We start from the raw sequence: 26,792 nt of genomic DNA, 5'->3' as shown, positions 1-26,792 counted from the left end.
GTCAATTATCCAATTAAGGCACCATTTTGGCTTTCATCCGGAGCGAAGACTAGGTGGAGATCTTTTCCAGACTCTGCAGATAAAATCATTCCCTGGCTCCAATAACCCATCATTTTTCGTGGTTTAAGATTTGATACAATAATCAGCTTACGTCCTATTAATGCTTCGTGATCTGGATAATACTTAGCAATCCCCGACAAAATCTGACGATCTACTGATTCGCCAGCATCTAATCTAAATCGCAATAATTTATTCGATCCTTTTACTGGAGCAACATCCATCACCTGTGCAACCTTCAATTCAGTCTTAATAAAATCATCAAATTCAATAGGGGCATCAAGATTTAAAGATTCTAAATCCCAATCAGGGTCATCCAATTTACGTGATGAGTTTGACTGATCCTGGTTAGATTTTCCAGTCATTTCCTTAAGAATATAAGCCTGTTCCTCCTCAACATCGAGTCGTGGGAAAATAGGCACACCATTAGATACTACTTGGCTTGCCTTTGGAAAATGACCGAAAGCTAAATCACTTAAATCAGTAGACACTTCATCCTCAATACCTAATTGACGGAAAATTTCTTTTGGGGTATTAATCATAAAAGGCCTTAATAAGTGACCAATAAATCTTAAACTTTCTGCTAAATAGAATAAAACGACAGGTAATTTCTTATTATCTGCTTCTTTAGCTAATATCCACGGCTGTGTTTCATCAATATATTTGTTGGCTCGACTGACCATCGCCATCAAGTGATCCAAAGCTTGATCAAAAGCCATCTTCTCCATAGACTCTAAATAGGCCGAGTATTCCTTATCAAAGAAGGCTTTTAAATTCTGTTCAAACTGGTCCTCTTCAACACAATCAAAATAATTTTTAACACTACCGGCTTGATATTTGTTAATCATGGCAACTGTTCGATTTAATAAATTACCTAAATCATTAGCCAATTCTGAATTAATACACGTAATAAAATCCTCCGGAGTAAAGACGGTATCATTTCCTTGGGACATTTCACGCAATAAATAATACCGTACTGCATCGAGTCCATAACGTTCAATTAATGTCTCAGGATAAATAACATTCCCCTTAGATTTAGACATCTTTCCATCCTTCATAACAATCCAACCATGTGCATAAATATGTTTAGGCAATGGCAAATCTAAAGCCATTAAAATTGCTGGCCAATAAATCATATGAAAACGCGAAATATCCTTTCCAATCATATGAACATCCGCTGGCCAATACTTCTTAAACGCCTCATTTTCTTGGTCAGGGTAACCTAAAGCGGTAATATAATTGGATAAAGCATCAATCCAAACATAGATGACATGCTTTGGATCTGACTTGACAGAAACTCCCCATGAAAAAGATGTTCTAGATACAGCTAAGTCAGATAAGCCAGGTTTAATAAAGTTATTAATCATCTCATTCTTACGAAAGCTTGGTATAATAACATCTTCACTAGAATGATAATAATCAATCAGACGCTCAGCATATTTACCTAATTTGAAGAAATAGGATTCTTCCTTCACTAACTCAACCTCATGCCCACTAGGCGCAATTCCTCCAATCACTTTACCGGACTCATCACGAAATACTTCCGACAGCTGTGTTTCAGTAAAGTACTCCTCATCGGAGACAGAGTACCAGCCCTCATACTCTCCAAGATAAATGTCGCCTTGGTCTAATAGCCTTTGAAAGATCACCTGAACCGCTTTTTCATGAGCTTCATCGGTTGTACGGATGAATTGATCATTTGAAATTCCCAAGAGTTGCCATAAATCACGAATAGCATCCGCCATTTTATCCACATAGGCCTGCGGTTCCATCCCAAGTTCAGCTGCTTTTTTCTCAATCTTTTGACCATGCTCATCGGTTCCAGTTAGAAAATGAACATCATATCCTTTTAATCGCTTATAACGAGCCATGGCATCACAAGCCAAAGTAGTATAGGAATTTCCTATATGCAATCGTCCAGATGGATAATAGATGGGAGTTGTAATATAAAATGTTGGTTTTTCGGTCACGAAACGCTACCTCCTATTTAAAACTAAGAATTACCTCTTATTATAACATACTAGTCTTAATATGAAGCGATTCCTATCCATAAAAAAAGACTAGGAACACCCTAGTCTTTTAAAATTCTATTAACGTAATCTTACGGCAAATTGTGGTGCATATCCAGAAACGCTACCATAACTTACAGACTGACCTGGTTGAGGAGCATGAATATAAGAACCTCCACCTGTTGCTAAGGCTACATGATAAGTGCCTCCAGATCCATCTGCCCAGAAATAAAGATCTCCAGGTTGTGCTTCTGCAACTGAAATTCGTGTTCCAGCATTCTGTTGAGCACCAGTCCATCCACCGATTTCCATACCATAAGTCTCACGATAAACATATTGAACGAAACCTGAACAATCAAATCCTGAAGGCGATTTGCCACCCCACACATAAGGAACACCCAAATATTTCTGTGCATTAGAGATCACATCCCCAAGGTTTGCAGTAGAAGGGGCCGGTGCCGTTGTTGTTTCCACCACTTCTTGAACAGGAGCTGCAGTCGTTTCAACGGTTTCTTCCACGACTGTTTGTGGTGCTTGTGTTGTTTCTACAACTTCTTGAGTACTTACAGGAGCTTGCGTTGTCTCTACAACTTCTTGGGTCGTCTCTTGCCATTGTGAAGTTGTTGTTACTTCTTGAACAGACTCTTGACTGGTTTCTACTATTTCACTTGTTTCAAGCACTTCTTGAGAGCTAACCGTTGGAGCAACTGAAGTGGTTTCAGCGCTCGTTACTTGAGGATCAAGCACTTGGCTTGTTTCTTGACTCACTTCTGGATTAGAAACAACTAGGTCTGCTTCATAATTTTGTTTTTCAGCTTCTAATGCTTGTAATTCAGCTTGATCTAATTGTCCTTCTGTGACTAATTGATTATAGTTCGATTCTACCAGAGCACTTTGAGCTTCTAAATCACCTTTTAAGGCCTCTAAACTAACCATCGAGTCCACTTTCGCTTGCTTTGCTACTTTGGTCTCGGAAATTTTTGATTCTAAGCTTTCTTTATCTTCTTTTTGCTGAGCTAGTAAATCCTTATTAGAAGATACTAACTTACGAATTACATCCATCCGACCAACAAAATCCGAAATAGAAGTTGATGATGCTAGCACACTAAGATAATTTGATGTGCCCCCATTTTTTTGAATGGCAACAGCTTGATCAGCAATTAATTGTTGACGTTTTTCAATTAAAACTTCCAATTCAGAGATTTCTTGACCTAAAACAGCGATTTTTTCATCATCTGCTTGAATAGCTTCCTGCAATTCAGCTGCTTGAGCCTTAATACTGTCAACAGAATGATATGCGTTGGCTAATTGTGCATATAACCTTGTTTGTTCTGGACTTAAATTCTTTGAATCAGCCAAATCTTGTGCTTTTACAAACATTGGATTAATAGCTGTTACAAGCAAAGTAGAACACAACAATGTTTTCATCATCTTTTTAGAAATTGCCTTCTTCATTGTTAAAGTCTCCTTGTTCGTTAATGTATTTATGGTTGGACTATCCAATCAGTCCATTTTTATCATCACAACCAATACTTTAACACATTCTTGTTCTGATGTGGTCGTTTTCTTCAATTCGTATAGGTTTTGAAATCTTCAAGAAATATTCTTTAGAAATTCTTTAATAATTAAAAAACCGTTTAAAGACTAGTTCTTAAACGGTTTTTTCAACTCTTAATTTTCCTATAATTCAACCAAGGTATAATTCTTCTTTCCGCGACGGACTAAAATATAACGTCCTTCAATCGCATCTTCTTTAGACACCTCATAATCCACATCGGTTATTTTTTGACCGTTCAGTAATATAGCGCCGTTTTCAATAAACTCCCTCGCTTGTCGACGAGAAGAAACAATTCCCGTATCCACTAACCAAACAGCAATATTAGTTGGCTGACCTGAAATACTTGCCTGAGGCATATTTTGAAATCCAGCTTGAATTTGTTTAGCGGTCAAATCTTGAACCTGACCAGTAAATAAAGCTTCAGTAATTTTTTGTGCTTCCGCTAAAGCTTCACTACCATGAACAAACTGAGTAATTTCTTCAGCTAATCGTTTTTGAGCATGTCTTAAATGAGGCTGACTTTCAACTTCTGCAGCTAATTGGTCAATCTCTTCTTTCGTTAAGAAAGTAAAATATTTCAAATACTTTACAACATCTTCATCTGCTTGGTTAAGCCAGAACTGATAAAACTCATAAGGGGTTGTCTTTTCTGCATCTAACCATACTGTCTGACCTCCAGCTGACTTACCAAACTTCGTACCATCAGCTTTAAGCATTAAGGGAATCGTTAATCCATAGACCTCGGCTTCCGGCCCCTCAACACGTCGAATGAAATCAATTGAAGCTGTAATATTCCCCCATTGATCACTTCCACCGATTTGCAATTGAACTTCATTATTTTTATAAAGATGTAAACAGTCGATCGATTGAAGGATTTGATAGGCAAACTCAGTAAAAGAGATCCCATTATCCAGCCGCGAAGCGACAACGTCCTTCGCTAACATCGTATTAACATTAAAATGTTTACCATAGTCCCTTAAAAAATCTAAAGCCGATAATTGACTTAACCAATCATTATTATTCACAATTTGGAAGGAATTCTCACTCGTGTCGCCTTTAAGAAACAATTTTTCCATTTGTTGTGTTAATTTTTCAGCGTTTTTACGAACAACATCCATTGTTTGAAGCGTCCGTTCACTCGTTCGACCAGAAGGGTCACCAATCGAACCAGTGGCTCCACCAATAACTACAACCGGATGATACCCTTGAAGCTGAAATCTTTTCAAAACCATAAATGGAATCAAATGTCCAATATGCATTGAATCTCCCGTAGGATCTACGCCACAGTATAAATGAATCGCTTTTTTCGCTAATAAATCCGCTAATCCCTTTGCATCAGTTTGTTGATTGACCGCTCCGCGCCATTCTAGCTCTTCAATAATCGACATTATGTTCTCCTTCTATACTTGATTTTTCTTTAGTTAAAACATTATAGCAAATCTTAATTATTTTTTCCAATCACTCACGCGCCACATTTGCCCATCTAATCGCTGTTGATAATCTTCCAATCTTTTTTTCTGTTCTTTGTATAACAATCCAGCATTTTTAAGAATGGCTTGCGTTGGGTAATCCTTAGCCTTTTGAATCCATTGTACCATGGCTTCTTCATACTCCCACTTTTCCATTTCTGGTTACCACTCCATTTCTTCAAAAAAATGCAACTCTTCTTTTTGTTCATTTAGCTTCTCTAAAAATTGGTCAAACAGCCATTGATCAACATCGGAAAGATCTAACTTTAAATTATTTACTAGCTTAATAATATATTCTTGCCGAGCTTTAAAATCATGCACTTTTCCTTCATTAAGATACAACGAATAATCAATCATTAGCTCCAACCTTTCTGACTCCGTTAAATAATGATATTGAAAGATTGAAAAAGGTGAAAATGTTTTTAAATCAAAATAATTAGCCCAAGCGTAATAAGGTGCCAACATCGAAGAAAGGGTAATTTTTTGCCGTCCATAAAATTGATAATCATCCGACTGACTCCCAGCAACCATAATGATCCCCAAAGGATGTCCTTGTAATCGCTGATGTAAGCGTCGATTTAACTTATCTTGACTAAAAACTTGATCCAACCATAACTTTAAGATGAAGGGAGCTTGGTACCAATAAATAGGAAATTGCAAAAAGAGTTGGTCGTAGGATAAGATACGGTCTATTTCTTGATCCGAATCAAAATCTCCTTTATTTTTCCATTGATCATACAGATCCACATACTCAACTTCTGCCAAAGAACGACCGCTCTCGATTAAAAATTGTTGACTACCTGATTCTGCTAATTGATCATGAGCAATTAAGACTAAACTAGTCATCATTGTTTGACTCCTTTTCCTCACTGGTGCTATTTTGATGTGGCAAGCGAATAGTAAAGGTCGTACCCTCCCCTTCTTCACTCTCCACTTCAATTTTTCCTTCATGAGCTTCGACTAATGACTGAACTACCGCTAAACCAATCCCTGATTCGCCAAACTTGGTACTTTTACGCGAAACATCTACTTTATAAAATCTTTCCCAAATTAATTTAATCTTTTCAGCTTCAATCCCGATCCCATGGTCTTTAACTTGAATCATCGATCCTTCGTCCTCCATAGACCCTATAATTTCAATGTCACTGTCACTAGAAAATTGAATGGCATTATTTACTAAATTAATGAGTATTTGCAAAAGGCGATCATAATCTGCCCATATAATCAGATCATCGCTAGCCTGAATAACAATGCGATCATTTTTATCATCTGCCTTCGTCTGCATTTGTGTTTTCAAATGTTCAAACAAAGTCTTACCCTTAATGGCTGTTTTTTTAAGCACGATCTGCCGACTTCGTATCTTTTCATAATCCAAATTTTCATTCACAAGCCGGGTCAAACGTTTTGTTTCCGACTGAATCAATTCCAAGGAACGTGCTTTTTGACTCTCAGGAATCATATCGTACTGTAAGCCTTCCAAGAGACCAGACATGGTAGTCAACGGGGTCCGCATTTCATGAGCAGCATCCATCATAAATTGCCGTCTTAGACTTTCCTGCCGCTTAATTTCTGCTTGATACTCCACCAACGAATCAGCCATTAATTGAAAATCGCGTGCTAAATCCGCAAACTCATCTTTTCCTTCCGTATTTACCTCCACTTGATAGTGCCCAGCAGCAATCTCTTGTGTCGCTTTTTGTAAATGCTTCAGTTTTTTAGTTTGGTAAAGAGAATACACAATACTTATTAATACTCCCACAAAACTCGCCACTAAATAAGAGATAAAAATCTGTCGCTGCATGGTTGAAACTTGGACTTCCAAATCTTCTAAAGGAGCTCCTAAAGAAATAAAGCCCGAAGGAAATCCTGCAACTTGGTTCTCCTCTAACGGAATATACACTGTGGCCATTTGTTCCTGAGTTGATGGATTCACTAGTCGTTGTGAGAACCTAAGTCCGATACTTCGACCATTCGCAATTTGATCCAGGTCACTCTGACTCAGTTTTGAGGAAAAACGTTGATCGTAAGTAGGATAGATTATCCGCCCATCCGATAGATACACTTGGATCATTATCTTCTCACTTGCTAGCAATTGCGAAGCGATAACCAGATCATTGCGTGAAAAAGCATTATTAACAATATTTTCACCATATAGCAGTAATTGATTCTCCCGTTCATTATAGATATGTTTTTCCATATAATGCGAGATCCCGTAAGCAGAGATCGATAAGGCTGTTAACAAAACCACGAAAAAGACAATGATCTGTTGCCACAAGAACTTCATAGTTTATTCCCCATCATGCTCGTCAAATTTATATCCCACACCCCAAACGGTTTGAATTAACTGAGGCCCATAATTTTCAAGTTTTTGTCTTAATTTTTTAATATGAGCGTCAACCGTCCGTTCATCACCATAAAAAGGGTCTTCCCAAATGCTTTTTAAAAGCTGCTCCCGGGTAAAGACACGCTTTGGATGCTTAGCAAACATAACCAATAACTCAAATTCCTTAGGCGTTAAATTTTCAACAAGTTGCTCATTATAATAAGCCTCACGTGTTGTGGTATTAATTTTGACGGTATCGGTCTGAATATTAAATTGATCCTCTTCTTGAGTTGGGCGATCCTTCATTGAAATATGAGCACGGCGGTGAAGTGCCTTCATACGAGCTAGTAAAGTTAGCGGACTAAATGGCTTAGTCACATAATCATCTGCTCCCATCTCTAAACCAATAACCTGATCCGACTCAGAATCTTGTGCTGTCAACATAATAATCGGTGTTTCTTTTGAGATTTCACGCATTTTTCGACAAATTGTCATCCCATCCATAGAAGGCAAGTTTAAATCCAAAATTACTAGATCCCATATTTCAGGATCCGCTTGATAGGCATCAAAACCTTCTTTTCCATCTCCATAAAAGCTAGCTTCGAATGCTTCTTTTTCAAAAAACATTCCCATCATTTCACACACTGAACTATTATCTTCGATCATCAATATCTTCATTATTCTCATTCCTTTCTTTGGCTAGCCTTAAACCTTCCAACCTCATTATACCTTAAAACCCCCTAAATCACATCGCAATCATAAAAAAAGAACCTATGACACTCTCGCCATAAGTTCTTCAAATTAGTATATTAAACTTTTCCGTTTATACCGTGGACTCTTCTTTCAATTGATCAATCACTTGATCGACCATTTCTCTTGCAATCTGCATACTTTCCTTGGTCTCGTCATCTGACTCTGAGCCACCATTCTTAAAACTTTGATCTTCTTTACTCTTAGCCGACGGCCGATCCAATAACTCAATTTCTTGGGCATGACATTCAATCACATAAACCGACTTATTATCTTTATCCTGATACTTTCGACTTTGCATCATGCCAGAAATGGCGATACGTTGCCCCTTACAAGCAAACTTATGCAACATCGTCGCTAAGCCATTCCAAGCCACAAATGGAATAAAATCGGTAATAGTCTCCCCATTACGATCACGATAGGTCCTCGGAATAGCTAACGCATTATTGACCACTTTAGAATTTTCACCAGCGGATTTTATTTCAATATCTCGGCAAATTCGACCGACAAAAACTATCTGGTTCATCGATATCCTCCTTAAATCATTACTAATAACTAGATAGTCTATCAGCCATCATTTGCGCTATTCATTTTGAATTTGCTCTGCAATTTGAATGATCTTCCTTAAGCGGTGATTAACACCTGATTTAGATATCGGTCCTCCTGGCACTTGATGACCTAATTCTTTTAAGCTTAAATCAGGATTTTCAAGCCGGAATTCTGCTATTTGTCTTAGTTTTTCGGGCAATACCTGAAGCCCTTTGGTCGATTGAATCAACTTAATCGCTTCAACTTGCTTTTGTGAAGCATCAATTACTTTATTAAGATTAGCATTCTCACAGTTAACCAGTCGATTCACTGAGTTACGCATATCTCTAACAATTCGAATATCTTCAAACGCTAACATTCCCCTTGTAGCACCAATCACAGCAAGAAAATCAGCAATCTTTTCCGCTTCTTTAATATAGACAATATAGCCTCGTCGGCGTTTTGTTATTTTGGCATTCAAAGAAAAATCATTCATCATCTTACACAAAGAATCGCTATGATCTTCATAATTGGAGTAAATCTCAAGATGATAAGAATTAGCAGTGGGCGTATTAACCGACCCCCCTGCTAAAAATGCTCCTCTTAAATAAGACCGTTTCTTTTGTTCATCCAACAATAACTTTGATGAAACATCCGTCTGGATTTCTCCTTGATCCCAAATTTCTAATTCATTCAGAAGGTCTAAAACCCCTTGACGAAAACGTACGATATAAACATTATTCTTCTTTAGCTTCATCTTCCGTCTAACAATTAATTCGCCTTCATTGGAAAATTGATCTTTAATCAAAGTATAAATCCGTCGAGCAATCGCTGCGTTTTCGCTCTGCACATCTAAAATCAGCCGCTGCCTTTGTATATTGAGCAAGCCGTTCATCCGAATCAAAGCCGCTAATTCTGCTTTAGCATGCTCATGGTGCACTTCAAGCAGGGTACATTCTTTTTTTATATCTGAAGCAAACGTCATTTGATCGCTCCTTATTCTCACTCTGGCTCATTAATAAGAAGCCCGAGTTAAATGATTTTTGGCATTTAACTTACTAGTTTCTAATAGATAACTTAATTCCTGAACAACTTTATTAGTATCATGGTAGGCGCCTCCCTGGGTCATATTCAAAAACTCACTTGAAATGACCCGACAACCTTGTTGCCGCAACGCCTCAAAATCGTGCTTAACTTGTAATAAATACTCTTCATTGGGTTGGTTTTTAATATATTCTTCAGGTACTGGGGTCGTATTAACCAACACTGTATCAATAAAGTTAGCCTTTAAATGCTTATGCAAGACCGCAACATGATCTGCGTCGGTAAAGTTTTCTGTTTCTCCTAATTGAGTCATAATATTGCATATATAGACAACCTGAGCGGGACTTTCTTTAATAGCTTCCCCTATCTCTTCAATCATCAAGTTAGGCAAGATCGATGTATATAAACTACCCGGGCCTAACACTACCAAGTCCGCCGTCATGATTGCTTCTACAACATGATCCGAAGCTTTGATCGCTCGATGACCACTTAAGGTCGTGACATTAACTTCTTCTATTTTTTTTCGATGCTGAGCAATTTTAGATTCTCCAACTGCAATGGATCCATCCTCAAACAAAGCATTCAAAATCAAAGGCTCCTCAGCCGCAGGATAGATATGCCCTTGGATTTTCATGTATTTTGACAAAACATCAATGGATTCACTCAAAGATCCCGACATCTCTTTCAATGCCGCAATCAGTAGATTACCTATAGCATGTCCCGCTAAAAAGTCATCATCTGTATTAAAGCGATACTGAAAAAGCTCCAATAAGATCGGATCCATTTGCGACAACGCCACCATACAATTACGAATATCTCCCGGTGGAACCACATTCACATAATCTCGAATAATCCCTGAGGATCCACCATCATCAGCGACCGTCACAATAGCCGTAATATGGGCATCTAATTTTTTTAATCCTTTTAGAATAACTGGTAACCCAGTACCGCCCCCAATAACAGCTACTTTAAATCGCCCTTTATTAATTTGATCCATTAGCCTCTACCTTCTTAATTACTTGTTGTTGATTGCGATCCTTATCTCGATGAGAAACTTTAACCATATATTTTTGACGAATTAAATCTTCGCCTAGACGCTCCGCCATCGCTGCAGATCGGTGTTGTCCTCCCGTACATCCCACCGCAATCGTTAACTGACTTTTACCTTCTCGCTTATAATAAGGCAAGCAATAATTTATCAAATCTATCCATTTTTGATAAAAAGTTTCTGTCTCGGGTTGATTCATCACATAATCATAGACCGGACGATCCAAGCCGGTTAATGTTTTTAAATCATCAACATAGTAAGGATTTGGTAAGAAGCGAACGTCCATCACCAAATCCGCATCAATCGGCAGTCCATATTTAAAGCCAAAAGAAATCACATTCACGACAAATTGGGACCGGTCTTCCGCTGAAAAATGAGACATAATCTTTGCCCTTAATTCTCGTGGCTTCATCTTAGAAGTATCGATAATCCACTGAGAACGCCCACGAATTGACGCTAATAAAGCCCGCTCTTTCTGGATCGCTGCCAAAGTAGCCTCGTGCGTCCCTTGAGATAAGGGGTGACTTCTTCTACTCTCTTTATACCGGGCAACTAGAGTTTTATCATCTGCTTCCAAAAATAAAATCTGACTAGTCACAGCCTGGTCTCCATCCATTTGAGACATCACCGAAGTCAATTCATCAAAGAATTCCCGCGTTCTTAAGTCAATAACCAAAGCAATTTTCGTAATTTTCCCAGTTTCCTGCATCAAACGCCAAAAAGTAGGCAGCAATTTTGGTGGCATATTATCAATACAATAATAACCCAAATCTTCCAAAGACTGCACGGCTACAGTTTTCCCTGCTCCACTCATCCCGGTGATAATTACTAGCTCTAAACCTTCTGACATAACCGATCCTCATTTCTATCATTTAGCTTTCAACAACGCCTCTTTTGAATTTAGACTTGCAAAAGAGTACGTGCTGCTCCTTTTAACTGTTCCGCCTTCATCGTTGCCTCTTCTTTATTTTTATCTACTACACCTAAATAAAGCTTTATTTTAGGCTCTGTCCCACTAGGCCTTAAAGCAAACCAGGCATTAGGTGTCAAACGGTACTTAAGAACATCTGACTTAGGATAAACTAATGGTATTTGATGCCCATCTTCACAAGAACGGATACCCGTTAGACAATCAATCGTTTCAATCACTTTAAAATCAGCTAATTCTTTAAGTGCCATTTCTCTCAATTGTGTCATCATTTTCTTCATTTGATCACGTCCGCCTAAACCTGGATAATCAAACGAAAGGGTCTCTTCATAGTAATAACCATAACGCTGATAGATTTGTTCTAAAACCTCTGATAAACTGTGACCTTGTTGCTTATGATACGCCGTTAATTCTGAAATAAATACCAAAGCTTGGATAGCATCTTTATCTCTAGCGAAAGTTTTTAATAAATAACCATAGCTTTCTTCAAATCCCATCAAAAAGGAATGCGACTGATTCTGTTCATACTGCTTAATTTTTTCGCCGATATACTTAAAGCCGGTTAAAACCTCGACTAATTCTACTTGGTACTCCCTCGTTAAGCATTCTACTAAGTCCGTGGAGACAATTGATTTTATAACTACACCATCACTTGGTAAATCTCCAGATTGAGACTTAATCGTGAGCAAATAATCCAGCATCAAAACAGCAATCTGATTCCCTGTCAATAACTGAAATGTGCCCGTCTCATTACGAATCATCGCCCCTAAACGGTCTGCATCCGGATCAGTCGCCAATATAACATCCGCATCAATAGCCTGTCCTAACTGTTCAGCCATATCAAAGGCCGCCGGAGATTCGGGGTTAGGATACTTCACGGTTGGAAAATCACCATCAGCTTGCGCCTGGTCTTCCACAACATGAACTTGTGAAAATCCCGCTTGATGTAGAGCCTTCAGTCCCAAATACAAACCTGCTCCATGTAATGGTGTATAGACAATTTTTACTTGATCTCCCACTTGATTAATCAATTCTTTTTGCAAAGTAACGGTCCTCATTTGATCCAAATAAGCCTGATCTAATCGATCAGAAATGATCTCAATTTGACCCGAACCCAGTAATGTTGTCTTATCTCCAAAGGGAATGGTTAAAATATCTTGAACGGCAGCTACCGATTGGCTTAATCGGTCCGCTAGAGCAGGAGGCATTTGCCCACCATCTTCACCATAAACCTTATATCCATTATATTCTGATGGATTGTGACTAGCTGTAATCATAATACCTGCATACGCTTTTAAATGACGTACCGAAAAAGATAAGACCGGAGTGGGACGCAAAGACTCAAACAAATAGGCTTTAATTCCATGATACCCTAATACCAAGGCTGCTTGCATTGCAAATTCACTGGATTGATGACGAGAATCATAAGCGATAACCACGCCGCGTTCCATAGCTTCCTTACCTTGCTCTTCAATTAAACGCGCCAAACCTTCTGTTGCCTGACGAACAGTATATACGTTCATCCGATTCAAGCCAGCCCCCATTATGCCACGCATTCCTGCAGTACCGAATGATAAATAGCTTGAAAAAGCATCCTCAACCTGCGTAGGGGTAAGCCCCTCTAAATTCGCTCTAAGCTGCTCATCTAATTGTCCATATTCCTTCCACCGTTGATATTCTATACGCCAGTTCATTGCAATCCCACCTTTCTATTATCGATTAACTTATTTGTTAGCATCCATATCTTGAAGATATAAATAAGCTTGATGACCTGCTCGACTTCCATCACCTACAGCTGTAGCGATTTGACGCAAAGTGTTTTGACGCACATCGCCCACCGCAAAAACACCGGGAATCGAAGTCTCCATACGCTCATTGGTTATAATCCAACCCTCTTCATCACAAATCCCTAATGATGTAACGAGTGATGTATTCGGAACCAACCCTATATAAATAAATACGCCCTGACAAGGCACAAGACTTTCTTTTTGATCCTTTAAAGACTTTATGCGAACCGCTTCAACCGCTTGATCTCCAACAACTTCTTCCACGACACTATCCCAAATAAAATCAATCTTTGGATGATTAAATGCCCGATCTTGCAATAACTTTTGTGCACGCAATTGATCTCGCCGATGAATAATAGTTACTTTAGAAGCAAACTGGGTTAAATAAGTCGCTTCTTCAACTGCCGAATCGCCACCGCCTACAACAACTAGCTCTTTATCACGGAAGAAGAAACCATCGCAAACTGCACAATAAGATACACCTTTCCCATTGAGTCGCGTTTCACTATCTAGTCCTAATTTTCGATGTTGGCAACCAGTAGCCAAAATAAGCACCTTACTAATAAAACACTTATCGGAGGTATACACCAACTTAGCCTCTCCCTCAATATCAATTTTGGTTACTTGCCCCATCACGTGGTCTACACCAAACACCATAGCACTTTGATACATTTTTTCAGCTAATTCCGGACCAGAAATTAATGGATAACCCAAATAATTCTCAACATCTGCGGTATTATTCACTTCTCCTCCCGGTAAACCTTGTTCAATCATGACTGTTTTTAAATTAGCCCTCGAAGCATATAGGGCAGCTGTTAACCCAGCGGGTCCTGCTCCAACGATCACAACATCCACATGTTCTTTTACTAGTGATTCCTTTGCCATTACGATCATTCTCCCTTCACTTGATTTTTCGCCCATTCTTCTTGGTGTGACGCCAAAGAAGCTTCTTGTTTTCCAGGTCGACCCATTAAATCTTGGATAACCGTTTTTAGTGAGGCCCCTTCATACAAAATTTGATATAAACCCGCTGTAATTGGCATATCCACTTGATATTCTTGACTCAACTCATAAGCTGCCTTGGTTGTAAAGATTCCTTCAACAACCATATGAACTCGCTGCTCTACTTCTTCGACATTATAACCCTGAGCTAACAGATTCCCTGCTTGCCAATTTCTGGAATGAACGCTGGTACAAGTTACAATTAAATCACCAACCCCGCTCAAGCCCGAAAATGTTAAAACATCTGCACCCATCTTTATCCCTAAACGGGTTATTTCTGCTAAGCCCCGTGTAATTAATGCCGCTTTCGCATTATCTCCGTAATCTAACCCGTGTAAAATTCCAGAGGCCAGCGCAATAATATTTTTTAGAGCTGCTCCCATCTCAACACCAATCACATCCGTATTCGTGTAGACTCTAAAATAATCATTCATAAACAAAGTTTGAATTTTTTGCGCAGCCTCTAAGGAAGTGGACGCTGCTGTAATTGTGGTAATATCTTCTTTCGCCACTTCCTCAGCATGACTAGGACCCGAAAGAACCACAATCGCTTGATATAATTCCCGAGGAATCGTTGCTTCAATCACTTGAGAGATTCTTAAATGGCTTCCCTGCTCCAGCCCCTTACTAACATGCATAATAATAGGACATACTTTAGATCTACTTAAAATAGGGACAATTGATTCAGCCACTTTACGAATAGCCTTTGTTGGCACTGCAAACACAAGCAATTCACAAGCTGCTACAGCTTTCTCTAAATCATTCGTTGCCTTTATGATGGGGGCAAGTTCAAGCCCTGGTAAATAGGAAGAATTTTGATGTTGGTCATTTATTTCTTTAATAACATCCTGCTCAATCCCCCACATTTGAACATTAACCTGATTGTCGGCTAGTACTTTTGCTAAGGCTGTTCCCCATGAACCTGTTCCTAAAATTGTTACTTTCATATTCTCATTCCTTTTTTACATTATATTACTGTCTGAATAATAAGGGATATTCGAATTTTTTCTACGCAGAATACCGAGCGTTATACCTCCAACCACCATTAAAATGGAGACAACTTGAGAAATTCTAAAACCAGCAAAATACAAACTATCACTTCTCAATCCTTCTATAAATGATCGCCCAATTCCATACCAGATCAAATAAAAACAAGTCATTTCTCCAAGTTTTAAATGCTGATTCATCCGACGCAAACAAAGTAAGATTAATCCGCCAAATAGGTTCCATAAAGACTCATATAAAAAAGTTGGCTCTCGATAAGCTCCTTCAATCCATAAGTGCTCAATCATGAACTGCGGCAAGTGAAGAGATTTTAAACTGGTCAGATCAACAATTCGTCCATAAGCTTCTTGATTAATAAAGTTACCCCAACGGCCAATACTTTGAGCAAGCATTAATGAAGGAACCGCCATGTCTAACCATAAAAATAAAGGTTGCTGATAACGTCTAGCAAAATAATATAAAACAATGCCCCCGGCGATCACACCCCCATAAATTGCTAAGCCTCCTTGCCAAATAAAAAGAATGCTTAATGGATCTGACTGATAGGCTTCCCAAGAAAAAAGAACATAATACAAACGTGCCCCTATAAAACCAATAACAATCGCCCAAAACATCAAATCAAAAGCTTGGTCTTCATCCATTCCCTTACGACGAACTTCCCTCATAAATAGACTGTAAGCAATAGCCATTCCCAGTCCAATAAGTAACCCGTACCAACGAACTGGCCAAGCTCCAATTCTAAAGGCAACTGGATCAATTTTTGCAAAAAACATGATCGACCCTCTTCTATCCCTCACGATTTGCTCGTATCAGCGCATCTAATTTTTGATTAAAACTTTCTGTTGCATCATAGCCCATCTGAGTGGCTCTGAAATTCATCGCCGCTGCTTCAATGATCGCTGCTAAATTTCGCCCGCTTTTTACAGGAATACGAATTCTTGGTATTTGAACATCAAAAATACGTTCATATTCTTGTTTGGATCCTAAACGGTCATATTCAATCTGTCCATCATCTAGCACCATTTCAATAATCAATTCCAAACTCTTAGAACGTACGATCGCTGAAACACCATATAGACTCATCACATCGACAATACCTAGACCACGAATCTCTAATAAATTCTGCAAAATTTCTGGAGCTTCTCCGATCAAGGTTAGTTCATCAATCATATAAAATTCAACCCGATCATCTGCAATCAAGCGATGTCCCCTTTGTATCAATTCTAAAGCGGTTTCTGACTTACCAACACCCGAAGTTCCGGTAATTAATACACCCATCCCAAAAACCTCTAAAAAAACACCATGCTTCGAAAAACGTTCCGCCAATCTTCCTTCTAGATAATTAGTTAGATTAGCTAACACACGTGATGTCTTAGAACGAGCAGATAGGACAGGAACCTTCATTTCGTTTGAAACTAAAGCTAATTCAGCAGGGACAACGATCCCTCTTGCAATCACGATCGCAGGCGTATCATGACGACAAATTAATCGAAATTTTTCAATCCGCTCTTGACTTGATTGCGCTTGAAGATAAGCAATTTCTGTTCGTCCGATTAATTGAATACGCTCGCTCGGATAGTAATCCTTAAATCCAGCCAAAATTAACCCCGGCCTTGATACTTCAGAGGAAATAATCTGTCGATTCATAAACTCGGCACCAGCTACCAACTTAACATCCAAGGTGTCAACGAGCTCCTCTACCGTTACATATTTATTCACAAGGATCCCTCCAATTAATTTCCTGGCTAAATGGTATCATAATCCGAATCTAATAACTAGTTATAAACAAAGGAAGGCTGAGATATTAATACCTCAGCCTCCCTAAACTATATCATTTTAATGATAAAATGGGTCTTTTCTAAACCCTTAAAGCGACAAGATTCTCAGCAAAATTAAGAGCAATACGCTCAATAATACTTGCTATTTTTTTATGAATCAACAATACGTCTCAACCTTGATTATTCTTAAATAGATAATGTAAAGTAAGGCTTAAAAATCACTCCACATATCTTCCTCGTCCTTCGGTGTAACATCTTCTCTATTAGATTCATCAAAACGATGACGAGATTGATATCGTCCAACATTTTGATAATCTGTAGGTATGATGAAGGCCAAAATCAAATACAACAGTAATCCACTCCCACCGGTAAAGAATGCGAAAATAAAGAGGATGCGAAAAATTATTGGATCAATATTAAAGTATTCGCCTAAGCCCCCACAAACACCTAAAAAGCGTTTGTTTGTTGATGATAATGTTAAAGTCTTTTTATGTGCCACAGAAATTCCTCCTTATTATTCCCTATCTTTTAAATAGATGTCACCCATGGTTAAAGTCACTTCAATTTCTAATACGTCCTCGTCATCTTGTCTCCGACTCACTTGCATATGCTTGCGGTTCGAAGAAATAACTTGAAACTGATTCAAGCGATGATGAATATCGCCGGTCGTAGTTGATAAATTTGCCTGAAAAGCTTGTTGTTCGGGAAAACTGATTTTAACATCTCCGCGAACACCCGTAATATTAATCGGATCATTCGACCTATTTCTCTTAGTTAAGTAGACATCTCCATTAACGGAATTAACGTTTAACTGATGAACATCACCATCTAATCTAATATCACCATTCACATTTTCAACTTTTACATCCTGGACCAATGAATCCTTAATCAATATGTCACCATTAAGTAAATCCACATCTAACTTATCGACTTCGATACCTTTAATATCTACATCCCCTAGCTTACTTTCTATCGTCAGATCCGATGTATTTAATTCGTATGCACTAATATCCCCACGCATCGCCACAAGATGGACCTCCTGGGATTCGAACGCTTTAAGATTCAAATCACCATTCAAAGATACCACTTGGATAGCTTCATACATTTTATTTGGAAGCCATAGCTGCATATCCATTGTTAATTGAGGTTTCTTAATCGCAACCTTTAATGTTTGATCTTGCAATTCAATCGTAGCCAATTCTAATATTTGATTAAGATCAACATCTTGAACATCTCCTTGATAAATAAAATGGCTGTCCAACCTAACTTGATCACCCTCATAACTTAATACATCAACATCTCCCATTAATACATCAATGTCGATCGACTTAATTGTATCTAACTCGTACACAAATTCATGATCAATCTTTTGAGCTGATGACCAAGAAAAATTCACTAATGGCTCATTATTAAATTTCAAGTCCTTTAACTTAGCTTTCACAAAGTCAGACACCTGTTTACCAATTCGTCCGCCCTCTCGACCAGCTTCCTCACTGAATAAAATAGCTTTTTCCGTAAAAGAATCAGCGGACTGCTTCACTTTTTCAGCAAAAGGGCGTCCATCAGTATGACTGTCGCCTGATTTATCCGTTTTAAAATTAGCTTGATCTTCTAGAGCCAAATCGATTTTTGCTTTCACCGCTTCTATTTGTCGGTTCAAGTTAGCTTCTTTTTCATTAAGCTCAGACCGATTTTGTAATTGATCCTCTGTTAGATTCTCAATCTCCTGAAGTACTTCATACTCTCGTAGGCGTTGCTGAACAACGATCAAATCATTATTTAAACCTTGTAAAATCTCTTGATAATGAGACACCTGATCGACTGATTCCTCAAAATCTACTGGATCTTCATGTGCCGTTGCTGGTTCTTCTCCCCTTATTTCTTCTGTGCAGGATGAAGCACTCCTTTCTTTAACTTTATCCAATGACTGGTTTAAATCCTTAAAAGCTTTTCTTCCAACATCTCCCACTTCTTCAGCGAGTGAAGTGCTGGTACGGACCACTCTGTCAAGTAAGGTCCCGATCTTGCCACTTATTTCATTAATGTCCCTTTTACTTATTTGATTCAAGCTTGTCTTCTTACTTTCTGTGTTAATACTTTCTTTTTCATAACCACCCGCTTCTAAAAGACGTAATGCTTCATCCATACTAATGATATTATTACGAACCAATTCAATGATACGTTCTTTTTCATTCATTTTACTACCTCCTCAACCGATACTTGTTCCTTATGATTCTAATTATGACACGATCCTTCTTCCATATCCTAGGTCTTCAGGCTGATTTTAATAAAAACCATCCACCACTTATAAAATAAGCAATGGATGGTTTCAATGATTTTTATCGTATAGCTATATTTCAGTTGATAACTTAATAACTATCACTTAAAATTTTGGCTAAATATTGCCCCGTATAACTATTTTTATTTTTAGCCACTTCCTCTGGTGTTCCATAAGCGATCAGCTCGCCTCCCTTATCACCACCTTCGGGTCCCAAGTCAATCAAATAATCAGCCGTTTTGATGACATCAAGATTGTGTTCTATAACAACAACAGTATTTCCAGCTTCCACTAGACGGTCCAAAACTGACAATAATTTACGAATGTCATGAGCATGAAGGCCGGTTGTTGGCTCATCAAGGATATAAAGTGTCTTACCTGAAGAAACTCGATGCAATTCAGAAGCTAACTTCATCCGTTGAGCTTCTCCACCAGACAAAGTCGTTGCCGATTGTCCTAATCGAACATAACCTAAACCAACATCCTGAAGTGTTTGCAGTTTTCTGGCAATTTTAGAGTGAACACTAAAGAATTTAAGGGCTTCATCTACCGTCATATCTAATACTTCTGCGATATTTTTACCCTTGTATTTTATCTCTAAGGTCTCAGAATTATATCTAGCACCTTGACAGACTTCACACGGGACATATACATCCGGTAAAAAGTGCATCTCGATCTTAGTGATACCACCACCTTGACAAGCTTCACACCGTCCTCCCTTCACATTAAAAGAAAAACGTCCTTTATCATAACCACGCATCTTAGCATCATTAGTTTGTGCATAAAGCTCACGTATATCATCAAAAACAGAAGTGTAAGTTGCGGGATTTGATCGAGGTGTCCGTCCAATCGGACTTTGATCGATATCAATCACTTTTTCCAAATCTTCATAACCTGATATTTCTTTGAAACTACCCGGTCTTTCTTGAGTCGACGTTAGACGTTTCGCTAAAGCAATTTTCAATATACGATTAACCAAGCTGGACTTACCGGATCCCGAAACACCCGTCACACAAGTCAACCGCCCTATCGGAAAATCTACTGTGAGATTTTTTAAATTGTTTTCATTCGCCCCGGTAATTCGAATCCACCCCAAATCCTCATTCCGCCGTGATTCAGGTACTTCTATTTTTTCCTCTCCTCGTAAATACTTACCCGTTAATGATTTTTTATTGGCCATCACTTGCTTAGGAGTTCCTGCTGCTGTGACATAACCGCCATTTTCACCTGCTCCAGGACCAATATCAATCAGATAGTCCGACTGTCGCATTGTATCTTCATCATGCTCTACTACAATCAAAGTATTTCCTAAATCTCGCATTTGTACCAAAGAATGAATCAATCGATCATTATCTCTTTGATGTAAGCCGATTGAAGGTTCATCCAAAATATAAAGAACCCCACTTAACTGAGAGCCAATTTGTGTGGCCAAGCGAATCCGCTGAGCTTCCCCGCCGGACAAGGATCCTGCTATTCGATCAAGTGTCAAATATTCTAAACCAACATCATTCAAAAAACTTAAACGATCAGAAATTTCTTTAACAATGGGTTTTGCGATAAGCTGATCATGTTCAGAAAAATCTAAACTTTGAATAAAGGCAATCGCCTTTTCAATCGAAAGTTCATCAACTTGTGCGATATTATGCTGCTGAATTTGAACTGATAGTGCTTTTTGATTCAAGCGCTGGCCTTTACAGGTCGGACATACTAATTCATGCATATAATTTCTTAAAACATCGCGCATACTCTCTGAAGCCGTTTCTTGATACCTGCGTTCAATATTATTAAAGACTCCCTCAAAAATATGATCTGCTGTTTTTTTACGATTTCCCCTATAACTCGTAAAGGAAAATTTAAATACATGAGCAGGATCACCATATTTTAACACTTCTTGATGTTGAGCTGGCAAATCTTGATAAGGTATCTCCATGTCGATCCCATAACTTTCTGCAAATTGCTCTAACATAGAGGCATAATAGCCCGATCCCTTTTTCCCCCAGGGAGCAAACGCTCCTTGACTTAGAGTTAAACTTGGATCAGGGATAATCAATTCCTCATCCGGGGTTAATCGAGACCCTATCCCATCACAAGCTGGGCAAGCCCCAAAAGGTGCGTTAAAAGAAAAAAGTCGTGGCTCCAATTCATCAATTGAAAAATCACAAAATGGACAAGCATAATGTTCATTAAAATAGAGCGGTTCATCCCCTATTACATCAACAATCACATACCCATCCGAATAACGAACCGCTGTTTCAACAGAATCAAATAACCGAGATCGAATCCCCTCTTTAATAACTATCCGATCTACCACAACGTCAACAGTGTGTTTTTTGTTCTTATCCAACTCAGGAACTTCTGTTAAATCATAGATTACCCCATCAATACGAACTCGAACATATCCTTCCTTGGCAATATTTTCGAGCTCTTTTTTATGTTGCCCTTTTTTATCTCTAATTCTTGGAGATAAAATCTGAACTTTACTGCGCTCTGGCAACTCAAGGATCCGATCTACCATTTGTTCAACCGATTGTTTTTCAATAGGAACATGGTGATGTGGACAATAAGGTGTCCCTACTCGGGCAAAAAGCAACCGCAAAAAATCATTAATTTCTGTAGCAGTTCCTACAGTCGATCGTGGATTTTGAGAAGTTGTTTTTTGATCAATTGAAATAGCTGGGCTCAACCCTTCAATCGAATCAACATCCGGCTTATCCATTTGACCTAAAAATTGGCGGGCATAGGCGGATAGACTTTCCACATAGCGTCTTTGCCCTTCAGCATATAAAGTATCGAAAGCCAATGATGATTTACCTGAGCCAGAAAGTCCTGTAATGACAACCAGCTTATCTCGCGGAATTTCTAAATTAATATTTTTTAAATTATGGGTGCGTGCCCCCTTGATCACAATTTTATTTTTTGACACGGCAACGCTCCTCCTTTATTAGAATAGTAAGATCATTATATCACATTTCAATATTCAAGAACACTTGTTCGCTTTATTTGTCAATAAAAAATCCCCTGAACACGGGGATTTTCAAAAATTCTTAATACTCAACGGCAAAAATTTCATTCATCACTAAGGATATATAAATCATAATCCAAGGGTAAATCACAAAATAACCTAACAAAAATACTAATAACACAGTTAAACCGATAATCAGTATGGGATTAACTAAGTTTCCATAATAGAAGGCAATCAATATAAAAGGAAGGGCTCCAAAAACAAACGATAATAATGCAGTCAGCAGAATCATACCTAAAAGACGTCCAAAATATTTACGCCCAATCTGTATACTCTTTGTAAAAGTAGCCCAAAGACCATACTTTCTTTCTACATCATAAGCAACTAGGTAATTGATGGAAATAAATAAAGTGCTCACTATAAGAGTAATAATCAAGGCAAACACTGTAACGAAACCTAGCTTCATCGGTGTCATTTGGTTTCCACTTACCAAAAAAACAGGACCTAAAAGCAGCAAGAAGGCACCAGCTTGAATTAAGCCTGAAAACAATGTCAATAAAAATAACTTGATTGGCAATCTTAGCCAGTCAGTTAAACCCGTATTAAAATAAGCCGCATCACCTAATCGCATTTCAGGAAAATTTAACTTTTGAAAAATACTTCTTTGAGTGAGCGTAGATAGCATCAATGTAAATAATGACGTTATTAATCCGATAACTACTGGCACCCAGGATGAATCTTTATTTAATTGATAAATAATATGACTATAATCAGTGTTTGCAGTGTCTGTTGTATTTAATAACATATTTTCCATTGGAGAAAACCAACTAGACACCATCGTGATTAATAGAATTAAAATGACTTGAATAGTAATCAATGAAATATAAAATCCAAAATGCGCTTTCCATTCTTTAAATGCTTTACCTAGCATGAGTGCTCACTCCTTTTCTTAAAGCTCATTATAACATAAGTCAGTATAAAACAATCCATTTATTTCCATTAAACCGTCTTTTGACTAGCCTGTTTTTCAAATAAAACCGAAGATGTTGAAGGTCTCCAAACTCCTATGTTCTCATCCCTTCCCTGAATAAAATAACGATTTGCAAGATTAAAATCTTTCGACTCAGATAGAGTAATAATATCTTTTGTACGATTATCGAGAACACGATTGATCAGGACACTTACTTGTGTATCTGGAAAAGCCATTAACATCGGATAATCACCCATGCTGTCACCAAATACAGCGATCAGTCCCCTTCCTCCATGTTTAGCTAACAATACCTCATTAATTAATGATACTTTACCAACCGAGATAGGAATCGGCCAATTTTTAGAAATCGCTGCCGTCAACTTTCCTTCCTTAGTTAAAACATGTGGAACACCAAAAATCTGTTGTAATGGCAATTCCAAAGGATTTTGTGAAACCGAATTGCGAATTAATGCGTAAGGACTAGCGGACACAACATAAGATAAAATCCCATGCTGATTGGCAACCCGCATTAACTGAATCACTTCTTCATTATATCGAAGACCCACCTGTAAGTAAGACTCAAGCTGAACTTTCGAACCATCTACAATAATTATCGCTTGATAATAGCGCCGCTGAGGTCTTAAGCCCTCATATGTATTCCAAATTTCCTTTACTAAATAAGAAAAGGACTCTTCATCGTAGCCTTGAAACCAATATGTAGGGCAAAAATTTGTTTCTTGAATTTTAAATATACTATGAATTGTCTGATAATAATAAATCAACTTAGCTCTAAAAGAGAGAAATATTGGATCTTTTTCGAATGATAATCGTTTTATTTTTTTCTTATCCTTTATATATAGATCATAAAGGTAAGAATAATCATTCCTTAAAGATTCAGTTAGTGTTCCCAAAGGTATCTTGGCAGGTCCTAATTTTTGATTTATATCTAAGAAATCTGGTTGAACCACTTCATAAAATTCTTTTGGAGTCATTCTAAAAGCTAAATGGTCCACTAGATATAAGGTTAGATGATCTTCAATATCCCCCATAATACACGTCTCATCAAAATCAAATACCATATATGCCTGATTAGATGGTTCTTTACTACCTGATAACTGCATATCATCAATTAATTGATTTAAACGATCATATAGCTTGGGTTCCCAATTTTCCTTTTTTAAATATGTTTGAAATTCACTCATCTGGTGGTCCTCCGAATATAAACTGTAAAAAAAGAAGCTTACACTAAGTAGCTTCTTCTCATAAGGTTAATTAATTTTTTCATATAAGTCAATAAAACACTGGGCTACATCAACCATAGTCATTGCATTCATTAAATGATCCTGAGCATGAATGAGTAATAGCGATAGTTCAATACTATAGCCTGAACTCTCTTGGACGAGCAAAGATGTTTGTGCCTTATGAGCTTGTAATAATGACTCATGAGCCGAAGTCAACAACTGGCTTGCCTGTTCGACCTCTCCATCCTTAGCCATTTCAATCGCCTCAAGTGCTTTAGAACGCGCATCTCCTCCATTAGCAATTAGAGTCATTGCAATTTCTTGCGCGTGTTTTCCTTCGATATCCCGATCAATATTACTCACTAAGTAATGCCTGAGCCTGTTCTAATATTTTACGTCCATTAGCTAAGCCATAATCATCTCGATTAATAGCTGCTACGATCGTATTTTTATCAGCCAGTTTTTCTTGGATCTTTTTAGCTAAATACGCCACTTGAGGGCCCAATAAAAGAACATCAACAGTCTTTTCTTCTAGTAATTGTCTTGCTTCAGCAACTGAACACGCAATCACTTCTAAATCCAAATGTTCATTTTCAACAATTTTATGAATTTTTGAATAAAGCATACTGGTCGACATTCCTGTCCCACATGCTAACATAATTGTTTTTTTTGCCATATAAGCATTCCTCCATTCGTTAAGATCCTAATAATATAATAACCAAAAGATAAAACGGTTTCAAGTGTTTGAAAGAAAATATTGATATTTTGTCAATCTGCAACATTAATATAAGTATGTCAATACACTGATGATTTGTTATAATAGTAAGGCTATTAAGGAGGCTTATCATTGAATTCAACAAAAAATCAAATAACCGAACGTTTACTCTATGCTTGTTTACTAACTATAACCGGCGGATCTCTAACGAGTTTTTCTTACATGAATTTATCCGGTGTATTTGCCGGATTTCAAACTGGAAATATTATTAAGTTAGGTATTCACATTGGTTCCGGACAATGGAACGATCTTGCCCCTTTCATTGTTTCCATTATAACCTTTATGCTTGGTATCGCCTTAACACGAAGTCTTAGATATCTTGGGCTTCTTAAATCAAATAAAGTTATTCGTGATATCTTTGTATTAACAAATGCCCTTTTACTTATTATCATTTCGGGTATATTAACAGGTAAAGGGTTTATCTTACTACCAATTGCACTATTAACTTTATGTGTCTCTAGTCAATATGAAGAGTTTCGAACAATTCATGGAACACCATTTACCCCCATGATGATGAGTGGTAATTTAAGAAAGATGACTGAAGATGCCTTTGATTATTTTATTCATCCACAAATTGAGAGTAAGCAAAAAGCCAAACAAGATTTTATTTACATTTCTTCGGTAATTATTTCCTATTTTATTGGAGTCCTTATTATGGCCATATTTCAACCCTTTTTAACACACCGTACCATTATCATCTGTATAATTTTTAATTTAATAAGCCTAGGATGGTTAATTATTAATAGTAAAAATATCGAATAGATAGGGTTAATGGAAACAAGAGATGTTTCCATTAACCCTATATTTACTTCTTATTATAATATATTCAGTTACGCGTGTTTTCTTGTAGTCTTGATTAGAGGATTAATTCTATCTTAAAATATAATAATCCATTATCCCTAGTCCAAAAAATATGGATCCTGCGGAATCAATTAAAAACAACATTAAAACTACTAAGACATGCGGTTTATTAACCCGTCATAAAATCAATATATTAACATTAAAAAGTTGCCGATAAAAAATTGAAAAGTTGCCGAATTTATATCCCTTTTCGTCCTTTTCAATCCCTTTTTACAAATTAAAAAGCAAGGTCATTGAAAAGCATAAACTCTTCGAAACCTTGCTATAATCAAATCTTTAAGCAAAAAAATAAGCCACCTGTCGGATTTGAACCGACGACCTCTTCCTTACCATGGAAGCGCTCTACCTACTGAGCTAAGGCGGCATAATTTATTATAAAAAAAAAGCACTCCGCCAGTAGGGCTCGAACCTACGACATC

24 protein-coding genes and 1 tRNA gene are annotated in these 26,792 nt (G+C 37.7%); 1 reads left to right on the top strand and 24 read right to left on the bottom strand.

Annotated elements, in window-relative coordinates; all coding sequences use genetic code 11:
• Positions 1 to 5: 5 nt before the first annotated feature.
• From metG to HMPREF2758_RS05510, 23 genes are all read right to left on the bottom strand, one after another.
• Entirely contained in the window at positions 6 to 2,027 is a 2,022-nt protein-coding gene (gene metG, locus HMPREF2758_RS05620) for a methionine--tRNA ligase (protein WP_070609569.1), read from the bottom strand.
• Positions 2,028 to 2,147: 120 nt separating this feature from the next.
• A complete protein-coding gene (locus tag HMPREF2758_RS05615; RefSeq protein WP_070609568.1) occupies positions 2,148 to 3,521 on the bottom strand; it encodes a C40 family peptidase in 1,374 nt (457 codons plus the stop codon).
• Positions 3,522 to 3,746: 225 nt separating this feature from the next.
• A complete protein-coding gene (gene tyrS / locus HMPREF2758_RS05610) occupies positions 3,747 to 5,012 on the bottom strand; it encodes a tyrosine--tRNA ligase (protein WP_070609567.1) in 1,266 nt (421 codons plus the stop codon).
• Between the two features lie 57 nt (positions 5,013 to 5,069).
• On the bottom strand, positions 5,070 to 5,249 hold the full coding sequence (locus HMPREF2758_RS05605; protein ID WP_070609566.1) for a hypothetical protein: 180 nt from the start codon (positions 5,247 to 5,249) through the stop codon (positions 5,070 to 5,072).
• A 6-nt stretch (positions 5,250 to 5,255) separates the two neighbouring features.
• The gene (locus HMPREF2758_RS05600; protein WP_070609565.1) at positions 5,256 to 5,942 is read right to left on the bottom strand and encodes an NAD(P)H-dependent oxidoreductase; all 687 of its coding nucleotides are present in this window, start codon (positions 5,940 to 5,942) and stop codon (positions 5,256 to 5,258) included.
• On the bottom strand, positions 5,932 to 7,377 hold the full coding sequence (locus tag HMPREF2758_RS05595) for a sensor histidine kinase (protein WP_070609564.1): 1,446 nt from the start codon (positions 7,375 to 7,377) through the stop codon (positions 5,932 to 5,934). The genes HMPREF2758_RS05600 and HMPREF2758_RS05595 overlap by 11 nt, the downstream gene beginning before the upstream one ends.
• Positions 7,378 to 7,380: 3 nt before the next feature.
• A complete protein-coding gene (locus HMPREF2758_RS05590; RefSeq protein WP_070609563.1) occupies positions 7,381 to 8,094 on the bottom strand; it encodes a response regulator transcription factor in 714 nt (237 codons plus the stop codon).
• A gap of 145 nt (positions 8,095 to 8,239) precedes the next feature.
• Positions 8,240 to 8,692, bottom strand: coding sequence for a single-stranded DNA-binding protein (locus HMPREF2758_RS05585; RefSeq protein ID WP_006908459.1), 453 nt, complete (start codon positions 8,690 to 8,692; stop codon positions 8,240 to 8,242).
• Between the two features lie 57 nt (positions 8,693 to 8,749).
• A complete protein-coding gene (gene whiA, locus HMPREF2758_RS05580) occupies positions 8,750 to 9,679 on the bottom strand; it encodes a DNA-binding protein WhiA (RefSeq protein WP_006908458.1) in 930 nt (309 codons plus the stop codon).
• Positions 9,680 to 9,709: 30 nt separating this feature from the next.
• Positions 9,710 to 10,735: a gluconeogenesis factor YvcK family protein gene (gene yvcK / locus HMPREF2758_RS05575; protein WP_070609562.1), complete on the bottom strand. Its 1,026-nt coding sequence runs from the start codon at positions 10,733 to 10,735 to the stop codon at positions 9,710 to 9,712.
• Complete coding sequence (gene rapZ / locus HMPREF2758_RS05570) at positions 10,722 to 11,636, bottom strand: RNase adapter RapZ (protein WP_070609561.1); 915 nt, start codon at positions 11,634 to 11,636, stop codon at positions 10,722 to 10,724. Before rapZ ends, yvcK begins: the two co-directional genes overlap by 14 nt.
• Before the next feature lie 50 nt (positions 11,637 to 11,686).
• On the bottom strand, positions 11,687 to 13,408 hold the full coding sequence (locus tag HMPREF2758_RS05565; protein WP_070609560.1) for a phospho-sugar mutase: 1,722 nt from the start codon (positions 13,406 to 13,408) through the stop codon (positions 11,687 to 11,689).
• 30 nt (positions 13,409 to 13,438) lie between these two features.
• Positions 13,439 to 14,386: a thioredoxin-disulfide reductase gene (gene trxB, locus HMPREF2758_RS05560; protein WP_070609720.1), complete on the bottom strand. Its 948-nt coding sequence runs from the start codon at positions 14,384 to 14,386 to the stop codon at positions 13,439 to 13,441.
• A 5-nt stretch (positions 14,387 to 14,391) separates the two neighbouring features.
• Positions 14,392 to 15,450 (bottom strand): NAD(P)H-dependent glycerol-3-phosphate dehydrogenase, encoded by a 1,059-nt coding sequence (locus HMPREF2758_RS05555; RefSeq protein WP_070609559.1) that lies wholly within the window; start codon positions 15,448 to 15,450, stop codon positions 14,392 to 14,394.
• A gap of 15 nt (positions 15,451 to 15,465) precedes the next feature.
• Complete coding sequence (lgt, locus tag HMPREF2758_RS05550) at positions 15,466 to 16,281, bottom strand: prolipoprotein diacylglyceryl transferase (RefSeq protein ID WP_070609558.1); 816 nt, start codon at positions 16,279 to 16,281, stop codon at positions 15,466 to 15,468.
• Between the two features lie 13 nt (positions 16,282 to 16,294).
• Positions 16,295 to 17,227 (bottom strand): HPr(Ser) kinase/phosphatase, encoded by a 933-nt coding sequence (hprK, locus tag HMPREF2758_RS05545; protein WP_070609557.1) that lies wholly within the window; start codon positions 17,225 to 17,227, stop codon positions 16,295 to 16,297.
• Positions 17,228 to 17,497: 270 nt separating this feature from the next.
• Positions 17,498 to 17,785 carry a PspC domain-containing protein gene (locus HMPREF2758_RS05540; RefSeq protein ID WP_070609556.1) on the bottom strand — a complete coding sequence of 96 codons (288 nt, stop codon included), beginning with the start codon at positions 17,783 to 17,785 and terminating at the stop codon, positions 17,498 to 17,500.
• A 15-nt stretch (positions 17,786 to 17,800) separates the two neighbouring features.
• On the bottom strand, positions 17,801 to 19,483 hold the full coding sequence (locus tag HMPREF2758_RS05535; protein ID WP_070609555.1) for a DUF4097 family beta strand repeat-containing protein: 1,683 nt from the start codon (positions 19,481 to 19,483) through the stop codon (positions 17,801 to 17,803).
• Positions 19,484 to 19,655: 172 nt separating this feature from the next.
• Positions 19,656 to 22,487 carry an excinuclease ABC subunit UvrA gene (uvrA, locus tag HMPREF2758_RS05530; RefSeq protein ID WP_070609554.1) on the bottom strand — a complete coding sequence of 944 codons (2,832 nt, stop codon included), beginning with the start codon at positions 22,485 to 22,487 and terminating at the stop codon, positions 19,656 to 19,658.
• 121 nt (positions 22,488 to 22,608) lie between these two features.
• The gene (locus HMPREF2758_RS05525; RefSeq protein WP_070609553.1) at positions 22,609 to 23,457 is read right to left on the bottom strand and encodes a hypothetical protein; all 849 of its coding nucleotides are present in this window, start codon (positions 23,455 to 23,457) and stop codon (positions 22,609 to 22,611) included.
• A gap of 68 nt (positions 23,458 to 23,525) precedes the next feature.
• Entirely contained in the window at positions 23,526 to 24,698 is a 1,173-nt protein-coding gene (locus HMPREF2758_RS05520) for a haloacid dehalogenase-like hydrolase (protein ID WP_070609552.1), read from the bottom strand.
• A 66-nt stretch (positions 24,699 to 24,764) separates the two neighbouring features.
• Positions 24,765 to 25,100 carry a PTS lactose/cellobiose transporter subunit IIA gene (locus HMPREF2758_RS05515; protein ID WP_016648670.1) on the bottom strand — a complete coding sequence of 112 codons (336 nt, stop codon included), beginning with the start codon at positions 25,098 to 25,100 and terminating at the stop codon, positions 24,765 to 24,767.
• Positions 25,093 to 25,413, bottom strand: coding sequence for a PTS sugar transporter subunit IIB (locus HMPREF2758_RS05510; RefSeq protein WP_006908444.1), 321 nt, complete (start codon positions 25,411 to 25,413; stop codon positions 25,093 to 25,095). The genes HMPREF2758_RS05515 and HMPREF2758_RS05510 overlap by 8 nt, the downstream gene beginning before the upstream one ends.
• A 171-nt stretch (positions 25,414 to 25,584) precedes the next feature.
• Between HMPREF2758_RS05510 and HMPREF2758_RS05505 the strand changes: the two genes are divergently transcribed.
• Complete coding sequence (locus HMPREF2758_RS05505) at positions 25,585 to 26,274, top strand: YoaK family protein (RefSeq protein ID WP_070609551.1); 690 nt, start codon at positions 25,585 to 25,587, stop codon at positions 26,272 to 26,274.
• 390 nt (positions 26,275 to 26,664) lie between these two features.
• Here the strand turns inward: HMPREF2758_RS05505 and HMPREF2758_RS05500 are convergent.
• A tRNA-Thr gene (locus HMPREF2758_RS05500) sits at positions 26,665 to 26,737 on the bottom strand.
• Between the last annotated feature and the right edge of the window lie 55 nt (positions 26,738 to 26,792).

Source organism: Facklamia sp. HMSC062C11 (genome assembly GCF_001810675.1).
Taxonomy (GTDB): domain Bacteria; phylum Bacillota; class Bacilli; order Lactobacillales; family Aerococcaceae; genus Facklamia; species Facklamia hominis.
This window is presented reverse-complemented; position numbering and strand designations above follow the sequence as displayed.

What these genes read in the sequence shown, in the direction of transcription:
- HMPREF2758_RS05615 (WP_070609568.1), bottom strand. Translation starts at nt 3,521, where the DNA reads ATGAAGAAGGCAATTTCTAAAAAGATGATGAAAACATTGTTGTGTTCT.
- tyrS (WP_070609567.1), bottom strand. Translation starts at nt 5,012, where the DNA reads ATGTCGATTATTGAAGAGCTAGAATGGCGCGGAGCGGTCAATCAACAA.
- HMPREF2758_RS05605 (WP_070609566.1), bottom strand. Translation starts at nt 5,249, where the DNA reads ATGGAAAAGTGGGAGTATGAAGAAGCCATGGTACAATGGATTCAAAAG.
- HMPREF2758_RS05600 (WP_070609565.1), bottom strand. Translation starts at nt 5,942, where the DNA reads ATGATGACTAGTTTAGTCTTAATTGCTCATGATCAATTAGCAGAATCA.
- HMPREF2758_RS05595 (WP_070609564.1), bottom strand. Translation starts at nt 7,377, where the DNA reads ATGAAGTTCTTGTGGCAACAGATCATTGTCTTTTTCGTGGTTTTGTTA.
- HMPREF2758_RS05590 (WP_070609563.1), bottom strand. Translation starts at nt 8,094, where the DNA reads ATGAAGATATTGATGATCGAAGATAATAGTTCAGTGTGTGAAATGATG.
- HMPREF2758_RS05585 (WP_006908459.1), bottom strand. Translation starts at nt 8,692, where the DNA reads ATGAACCAGATAGTTTTTGTCGGTCGAATTTGCCGAGATATTGAAATA.
- whiA (WP_006908458.1), bottom strand. Translation starts at nt 9,679, where the DNA reads ATGACGTTTGCTTCAGATATAAAAAAAGAATGTACCCTGCTTGAAGTG.
- yvcK (WP_070609562.1), bottom strand. Translation starts at nt 10,735, where the DNA reads ATGGATCAAATTAATAAAGGGCGATTTAAAGTAGCTGTTATTGGGGGC.
- rapZ (WP_070609561.1), bottom strand. Translation starts at nt 11,636, where the DNA reads ATGTCAGAAGGTTTAGAGCTAGTAATTATCACCGGGATGAGTGGAGCA.
- HMPREF2758_RS05565 (WP_070609560.1), bottom strand. Translation starts at nt 13,408, where the DNA reads ATGAACTGGCGTATAGAATATCAACGGTGGAAGGAATATGGACAATTA.
- trxB (WP_070609720.1), bottom strand. Translation starts at nt 14,386, where the DNA reads ATGGCAAAGGAATCACTAGTAAAAGAACATGTGGATGTTGTGATCGTT.
- HMPREF2758_RS05555 (WP_070609559.1), bottom strand. Translation starts at nt 15,450, where the DNA reads ATGAAAGTAACAATTTTAGGAACAGGTTCATGGGGAACAGCCTTAGCA.
- lgt (WP_070609558.1), bottom strand. Translation starts at nt 16,281, where the DNA reads ATGTTTTTTGCAAAAATTGATCCAGTTGCCTTTAGAATTGGAGCTTGG.
- HMPREF2758_RS05535 (WP_070609555.1), bottom strand. Translation starts at nt 19,483, where the DNA reads ATGAATGAAAAAGAACGTATCATTGAATTGGTTCGTAATAATATCATT.
- HMPREF2758_RS05525 (WP_070609553.1), bottom strand. Translation starts at nt 23,457, where the DNA reads ATGCTAGGTAAAGCATTTAAAGAATGGAAAGCGCATTTTGGATTTTAT.
- HMPREF2758_RS05520 (WP_070609552.1), bottom strand. Translation starts at nt 24,698, where the DNA reads ATGAGTGAATTTCAAACATATTTAAAAAAGGAAAATTGGGAACCCAAG.
- HMPREF2758_RS05510 (WP_006908444.1), bottom strand. Translation starts at nt 25,413, where the DNA reads ATGGCAAAAAAAACAATTATGTTAGCATGTGGGACAGGAATGTCGACC.